Annotated in this window: 2 protein-coding genes and 6 pseudogenes; 2 read left to right on the plus strand and 6 right to left on the minus strand. The window is 52.5% G+C overall.

The features are described from left to right. Nucleotides 1–819 precede the first annotated feature (819 nt). Nucleotides 820–1,026, plus strand: coding sequence for a helix-turn-helix transcriptional regulator (locus tag QZ506_RS09240; protein ID WP_291970578.1), 207 nt, complete (start codon nt 820–822; stop codon nt 1,024–1,026). 28 nt (nt 1,027–1,054) lie between these two features. On the opposite strand, the pseudogene QZ506_RS09245 reads toward QZ506_RS09240, so the two are convergent. Next, a pseudogene (locus QZ506_RS09245) lies at nt 1,055–2,546 on the minus strand (mannitol dehydrogenase family protein). Between the two features lie 203 nt (nt 2,547–2,749). Between QZ506_RS09245 and QZ506_RS09250 the strand changes: the two are divergent. Then, nucleotides 2,750–3,999 (plus strand): annotated as a pseudogene (locus QZ506_RS09250) (O-acetylhomoserine aminocarboxypropyltransferase/cysteine synthase family protein). 283 nt (nt 4,000–4,282) lie between these two features. On the opposite strand, the gene QZ506_RS09255 reads toward QZ506_RS09250, so the two are convergent. From QZ506_RS09255 to QZ506_RS09275, 5 genes and pseudogenes are all read right to left on the minus strand, one after another. Next, nucleotides 4,283–5,320, minus strand: coding sequence for a L,D-transpeptidase family protein (locus QZ506_RS09255; RefSeq protein ID WP_291970580.1), 1,038 nt, complete (start codon nt 5,318–5,320; stop codon nt 4,283–4,285). Between the two features lie 308 nt (nt 5,321–5,628). Continuing rightward, nucleotides 5,629–6,405: pseudogene (locus QZ506_RS09260) on the minus strand (amino acid ABC transporter ATP-binding protein). Beyond that, nucleotides 6,402–7,284, minus strand: a pseudogene (locus QZ506_RS09265) (amino acid ABC transporter permease). Before QZ506_RS09265 ends, QZ506_RS09260 begins: the two co-directional pseudogenes overlap by 4 nt. Nucleotides 7,285–7,376: 92 nt before the next feature. Next, a pseudogene (locus tag QZ506_RS09270) lies at nt 7,377–7,979 on the minus strand (transporter substrate-binding domain-containing protein); the annotation flags it as partial. 56 nt (nt 7,980–8,035) lie between these two features. Beyond that, a pseudogene (locus tag QZ506_RS09275) lies at nt 8,036–8,117 on the minus strand (lipoprotein); the annotation flags it as partial.

Here is an 8,117-nt window from a genome sequence, read left to right on the forward strand (position 1 = left end):
GCCCAGTGAAACGACGGATCCTCGCAACGTAAAATCATGCAGTTAGGCCTCATGAGAAAAGTGTACACCTGAGATGACAAGCATTTTCAACCAAAACTGGCATGGAAAAATAGCATGATTACCTATTATTCAACAAAGCCTTCGCATCACGTAACAATCGACCCGTATGGGGCGCAGTCATTACAGGTTCTGATTTATTCAACAAAGCCCTGCCGTAGCATAACGTGTGCTTAAAAGGTGATAGGTTTACTCATGATCAATCTGCCTTCATGTTTAAAACAATATTTTATTTTATATGAACCGATATTCCTATCATTTGCTCTGTTCCTAGGAAAGTAAACTGAGGATCACGCTTTTATGGTGATTTAATGGCAATTTGTCAACTTGATCATGAAATTACATTTTCTAATTTGACCGCGATTATATGATGTGATTTCTTATTTATAATAACGTAATGCGATAATTTATTATCGCAACACAATAAGATTTGGTTTTATCTCATTCTAAATGAGGAACCTATGTCGCTATTAACTGCTAAAGAAAGGTGATTTTCATCATAAAAACAGATGAATGCGGAGATGTGACATTTCATTGTCGAGAACGGCCTTCAGCCAGTGTTGCCAGTCACGTTAGGCATGTCGAAAACAGAGAGTGGGAGATGTGGGGAAAATGCATCTGTTGCAAATGCTACCGGTGTCGCAGTTGCTACCACTATCGCAATCATTTTTACTCACAAACTGATGCCATCAGAGGGCAGAATTCGTTGCTGTCTGGGAGCAGCGGAAATAACACAGCCAATTAATTTAATTAAAAAACCCTATGGCAATAATAAATCTGGATGTGGTGCTGGCACAAAAGAAGATGCGATCACGTGAGCTGGCCCAACGTATCGGCATTACCGAACAAAATTTGTCATTATTAAAATCAGGTAAGGTGAAAAGCATTCGCTTTGCAACGTTGGAAAAAATCTGTGAGGTACTGGAATGCCAGCCCGGCGACATTCTTGCTTGTCGCCGGGAAGAGTAGCGATGCGGTGTGGTGATTGAGTGTGGTGTTAGTCGGGCAGATTTTGGGCCAGTTCGGTGACAACGGCCAACGCGCCTTTGTCACGCAGGCGCAAGTAGGCGTTGGTCAACGCGTGTACCAACGGCAGGTCGGTGCGCAGGTAATCACCAAATACCGCCGTCAGCGCCAGTAGGCCCTGTACGCGAGCTTCATCGTCCGGAGTGGATGCTACTATGCTCTGTAAGGCTGTCTTCAGCGGATCGCGAATATTAATCGCCGCGCCGCGATCGTCGATCCCGCCAATATAGCGCATCCATCCAGCCACACCGAGGATCAGCGCTTTGCAACTGCTGCCATTGCGCCGATGCCAGCGCAACCCGTCGAGCAGGCGCAGCGGTAACTTTTGCGATCAGTCCATGGCTATCTGCCAGGTGCGATGGTGCAGCGCAGGGTTGGCAAAGCGCGCGAGCAGACGTTCGGCATAGTCTGTCAGATCAACGCCGGAGATGGTTAACGTCTGGGCCTGTTCTGCCAGCATAAGGTGGCGCACAGCCCTGCGGAAGTGCGCATCGGACATGCAGTCGCTGATATGGGTGTAACCCGCAAGATAGCCGAGATAATCTAAAAACGAGTGGCTGCCGTTCAGCATCCTGAGCTTCATGGTTTCATAAGGTGCAACATCCTCTACCAGTTGTACCCCTGCAGCCTCCCAATGCGGTCTGCCCAGCGTAAAACGATCCTCCACAACCCATTGAATATAAGGCTCACAGGCAATAGCACAGGGATCGTCAACGCCAATCGCCTGCGCCACCTCGTGCAGTGTTTGCGCAGTCGCGGCAGGCACGATGCGATCCACCATGGTGGAAGGGAAAGCCACTTCACGTTCAATCCATGCTGCCAGCGTGGGGGCAATCAGGTGGGCAAAATCAAGCACCGCGCGTTGGGCGGCCTTGCCGTTTTCTGGCATGTTATCGCAGGAGAGCACGCTAAAAGGGGAAATTCCCAGCGCGTGGCGGCGGCGCAACGCTTCGGTAATGATGCCCGGCACTGATAGCGGCTCGCGTGGATAACGCAAATCATGCTGGATATGGGCATTGGTGGTGTCCAGATTGCCGTGTGCCTCCGTCAGACAATAGTCTTTTTCCGTAATGGTCAGGGAGATAATCTCCGTTTGCGCATCGGCGAGCTGTGCCAAAATGGCCTCTTTGCCTTCAACGGCAGCGTACGGCGAGGCGCACACTGCGCCCACTATGATGGCCTGATTGCCACTTTCCCCTTTTTCCAACACGGTAAACAGGTGCTGCTGTTCACGCAGCGCTGAAATCATACGGTCATCGCTGAACAGCACCACTTCGCACAACCCCCAATCCCCGCCTTCTTGGTTAAGAACGCGGTGCGTGAGTAGCGCCTGATGTGCTCGGTGAAAAGCGCCAAACCCAATATGTACCATACGCTGGCGTAGGGCTCGGCGATCGTAGCGAGGTACATCGACATTTTTTCGGCAGGGTTATAGTGGCGATACTTTGCTTTTTATCAGTCAGTTATTTGTTTTTTCGCAGGTGATCATGAGCTAAAGGTAGCTGTGATTTTGCACTGGCGCAACGGGAGGATCCAGGAGGCGAAAACTTATGCTCGTTTCTCCTAACTTATCGCGTTTTCTTCTAGCTGCGGCTCAGTCTCGGCGATTTTTGTCTGCTATTTTAGGAAGATACCTACCATCCACACGCATAGAAAGGTCTGCGCGATGAAACTGGAATCCCTCGTGTTACACCACGGCTATACCTCAGAAGCAACCACCAAATCTGCTGCCGTGCCAATTTACCAGACAACCTCTTACACGTTTGATGATACGCAGCATGGCGCTGACCTGTTCGATCTCAAAGTGGCGGGCAATATCTACAGTCGCATCATGAATCCTACCAACGCGGTGCTGGAAGCGCGTTTGGTAGCGATTGAAGGTTGGATCGGCGCATTGGCGCTCGCCTCGGGTATGGCGGCGATTACCTATGCGTTGCAAGCGCTGACGCAGGTGGGGGACAATATTGTCAGCACCAGCCAACCGTACGGTGGCACTTATAACCTTTTTGCACATACGTTGCCGCGTCAGGGGATTGAAGTACGTATGTTTTCTGCCTAGGATTTCGCCGCGCTTTACGCGTTGATTGACGAGCGCACCAAGGCGGTGTTCTGTGAATCCATCGGCAATCCGGCGGGCAACGTGGTCGATATCGCACAGATTGCTGCCATAGCCCATCGCCACGGCGTGCCGGTGATTGTCGATAAAACGGTGGCAACGCCGGTGTTGTGTCGCTCGTTCGAACACGGGGCTGATATCGTGGTGCATTCCCTGACCAAATATATCGGCGGGCACGGTTCCACGATTGGTGGCGCCATTATCGATAGTGGCAACTTTGACTGGGTTGCCAACAAGGCGCGCTTCCCTCTGCTCAGTGAACCGGACCCCTCTTACCACGGCGTGGTGTACACTGAGGCATTCGGCCCAGCGGCGTATATTGGTCGCTGCCGTGTTGTCCCGCTGCGCAATACCGGTGCGGCGCTATCGCCTCACAGCGCCTTTTTGTTATTACAGGGGTTGGAAACGCTCAGTCTGCGCATTGAGCGCCATTGCATCAATGCCGAAGCGTTGGCGAGCTATCCCTCGTCTCATCCTCTGGTTACCTGGGTGAACTACGCGGCTTTACCGGACAGCCCGTATAAACCGACGTGCGACAAAATTTCTGGGGGCAACGCCTCGGGAATTATCGGTTTTGGCATCAAGGGCGGCAAAGCGGCTGGCGGACGTTTTATCGATGCGTTGCAGATGATCCTGCGGTTGGTGAACATTGGTGATGCCAAATCACTGGCATGCCATCCGGCCACGACCACGCACCGTCAACTCAACGCACAAGAGTTAGCACACGCGGGATTGAGCACATTGACGATATTATTGCGGATGTGTCGCAGGCGCTTGAGGCTTCACAGCGCGGAGCATAACAGAGCGTTGCAGAAAGGGGGGGGAGCAGGGATGCTCGATAAATTCCCCGGCGGATGCCGGGGAGTACAGGCAGGCAACTGCGGCAATCAGGTGTATTAGTCGCGACTAGATCTGACACTTGACCTTGAAAGGTTGAGAGTTACCGGTTTTGATATGGGTGTCTGATCCTTAAACAAAACGCGAGGTAACTCTCATGCTTCATATGTACTAGCTCAGACCTGATCTGACAGACACCTGTATAAATAATCGGTAACTGTCAGATCAGGTCTGAGCTAGTACAAATCAGGAGCGGTTGGCATCCGTTTGCGGTGCAGTTGTTTCAACCGGCTGCTGAACTTCATCCGGTACGGCAACCGGCGCGTCTTGCGGTGCCAGTGTTTCTAAAGGTTGTGCAGGTTCCTGCGCACCGTTGATCTTGGTCGGCATGCCGGAACGCGTTCTGATGGCGCTATCCACATCGCTGGTGTTCACGCTCGCGTCAGCAACCACTTTTCTGACTTTGGCGGTGATGCTGATCGGGGCCGGCGAGTCGGAGTGGAACTCTTCTACGGTACGAGACAGCGGATCGTGCACTTCAACGTACCGGGAACCGTCTGGCTCAACGGTGGCTTTTACCGGCTCATTGATAAACTGAACGCGGGTGCCAACTGGCACGTTGTTGAACAGGGATTTGATGTCGTCAGCGCGCAGACGCACGCAACCGTGGCTCACTCGCAGACCGATACCGAAGTTGGCGTTGGTGCCATGAATCGCATACAAGTTGCCGATGTAGAGCGCATACAGCCCCATCGGGTTATCCGGACCTGCCGGATAGACTTTTGGCAGATACTCGCCGCGTGCTGCATATTCAGCGTGCATTTTGTCGGTTGGCGTCCAGGTTGGACCCGCTTTTTTACGCTGTACGCTGGTGGTCCAGTTGACCGGCGTATCTTTACCCAGTTCACCTATGCCGATAGGCAATACGATGACGGTTTTGCTGCCTTTCGGGTAGTAGTACAGGCGCATTTCGGCGCTGTTGATAACGATGCCTTCGCGCGGCGCATCTGGCAGGATCAACTGCTGCGGAATAATCATTTTGCTGCCCGGTTGAGGCAGGTAGACATCCGCATTCGGGTTCGCTTCCATCAGGTTGCTCAGGCCCATTTGGTATTGGGCAGCAAAGGCTTCCAACGGCAGCGTGCTGTCGGTTGGAACGGTAGTTTCCAGGTTTTCCCCGATCAGACGGCTGTTGGCCGGCGGCAGCGGATAAACAACGGCAAATGCTGATTGACTTAAAGCAGCAGCGGCCAGAAGGGTGGTTAAGATCGCGCGAATACTCATCTTCATATCTTTATTGAGTGTGTGATGCCCGAAGGGCTGTGATGTCAGTTGTTGTTAGCGGTTGAACCGCCCGTATGCGCATTATATGGTCAGAACGCCCCCGGAGGGAAATGGCATGTGCAATTCCCCCATTTTTTGCCTCCCAGAGGCAAAAAATGGGGGAATTGCGGTCATCGAGATCTTCGTGATGTCACTCCCGCCCTTTTTTTGTCATTCACGCGCAGACGGGAATCTCCTGCAGGCTAAACACATTCTTTCTGCCTGAGGGCAGAGGACGACAGGCGTTAGATAAAGCGGCTCAGGAAGGCCTAGGTGCGCGGATGTTGCGGTGTAACCAGCACATCACCCGGGCGACCTTGCTCAACCACTACGCCTTCATCAAGAAAGATCACCCGATCGGCGGCTTCGCGGGCAAAACTGATCTCATGGGTGACGACGATCATGCTCAAGCCTTGCTCTGCCAGCGATCACATCGTTGCCAGCACTTCTCCGACCAGCTCGTGATCGAGTGCCGAGGTGGGTTCGTCAAACAGCATCACGGTCGGGCGAATAGCCAGCGCACGCGCAATGGCGACACGCTGCTGCTGCCCACCGGACAGATGGCGCGGATAGGCATCCGCTTTGTGTTCCAGCCCAACGCGTTTTAGCAGGGCCATAGCATAGGTCTGTGCTTCCTGGCGATCCTGCTTATGCACACCGACCTGCGCTTCAACGATGTTCTGCAACAAGGTTATATGGGGATAGAGGTTGAACTGTTGGAACACCATGCCGATGTGACTACGTTGGAGTGCAATGTCGCGTGCTGACAGGTGATAGAGTTTCTCACCGCGCAACTGATAGCCGATTTGTTCATCGCCCATCATGATATATCCTTCATCCATCGTTTTCAGATGGTTGATGCAGCGTAGGAAGGTGGATTTTCCTGAACCCGATGGCCCCAAAATCACTACTGTTTCGCCGCTGTTCACATCCAGATCGATTCCGCGCAGCACATGATTGTCGCCAAAATATTTGTGGACGTTGCGCGCGCGTACCAGCGGCGTTTGCTCACGGGATGTTGTCGCGGCGCAATGCGGCTTGCTCATTGAGGTTCCTCTTTGCCAGACACATTGGCTTTTGCCGGGGGCAATCGGCGGGTTTCCGATGCTGGGAGGCGCTCACCTCGGGAGTAATAGCGTTCGATGGCCAATTGCCCAATATCCAGCAGCGAGGTAATAAACAGATACCACATCACCGCCACCATCAACATCGGGATCACAGCAAAGGTAATGTTATAAATGGCTTGTACCGAATAAAGCAGATCGCCCATTGCGATGACGCTGACCAGCGACGTCGCTTTGATCATGCTAATTAACTGGTTACCGGTAGGGGGAACGATAGCGCGCATCGCCTGCGGAATGATGATGCGGCGTAACGCACGGCTGCGGCTCATGTCGAATGCCTGCGCGGTTTCTACCTGACCGTGATCGACAGAAAGCAGGCTGCCACGAATGATTTCCGCCATATAGGCAGCTTCATTCAGTGCCAGACCGGCAATAGCTGCCGTAAGCGGCGTGATTAGATCGTTGGTCTTCCAACTCACCCATTCCGGGCCAAAAGGAATGCGCAGTGAGACGCGGGGAAAGAGTGTGGCAAGGTTGTACCAAAAAATCAGTTGCACCAGCAGCAGCGTGCCGCGAAAAAACCAGATATAAAACCCGGAAAGTCCGCTCAGTAGCCGATTGTTGGACATGCGCCCGATAGCCAGTAATAACCCCAATACAGTGCCGATAATCATGGCCACCACGGTCAGACACAGCGTCATCGCCAACCCGTTGAGCACGGTTTTTTCATTAACCCACAACCCACTGATAAACCACATGAAATTCAAAGTGCTTATTGTTCCCAATGCACCAAAGCACATAAAAGGCGACAATCAGTGTGAAGCCCCAGGAAAGCCGCTGGCTAAAGCGGCTGGGTTGCAGGGCTCTGGCAACATCTCAATTTGTCCACGGCAAAAAAATTCCTCTCAACGTTATTGACGATGTAATGCGTGGTTTCTGCGAAGAAACGTCGATTACTTGGATAAATTGATGCCCGGTGCAGGCAGCATATTGTCTGACAAGTTCCATTTCTTCATGATGGCGGCATAGGTGCCGTTATCAAACAGCTCCTGATACGCAGCCAGAATAATCGGTGTTAACGGCGAGTCTTTCTCAAAGACCGATCCCTGATACAGGTCTCCAAATCCATTGTGTTGCCCGGTACCGGCCAGTTCGAGCTGCCCATTGGTTTGCTGCACAAAGTAGGTCAGCGGTGCCTGAGAGGAGAAGAAGGCATCTGCGCGATCGGAACGCACAGAGAGGATTGAGGTCGGTTGGTCCGTGTAGGATTGTACCGTCACGGCCGGTTTTCCGGCAGCGGTACAGGCTTGCGATTGTTTGACGATCACCTGCTCTACAGAGCATCCTGCCAATACGGCGATGCGTTTGCCGCAGGTATCGTCCAGGGTATTTATTTTTTCAGGGTTTCCGCTTTTTACCTCAAAGACGACAAATTCACGGACAAAATCCACAAAATCGTTTTTTGCCTGACGCGGCGGGAAATCGCCAGTGGGCACGATTGCGAATTGGTAGCGGCCAGATTGAATACCGCTCAGTATGCCGGGTAATCCGCCCACCGGCTTTGTTGAATAAATCAGAACTTGTAACGACTGCGCCCCATACGGGTCGATTGTTACGTGATGCGAATACTGTTCGGCATTCCTAATAGCGTGATCCGGTTAAGCGCTTTGACCATGGCCATGGCTTCACCCACC

The organism is Candidatus Symbiopectobacterium sp., assembly GCF_020054415.1.
Taxonomy (GTDB): domain Bacteria; phylum Pseudomonadota; class Gammaproteobacteria; order Enterobacterales; family Enterobacteriaceae; genus Symbiopectobacterium.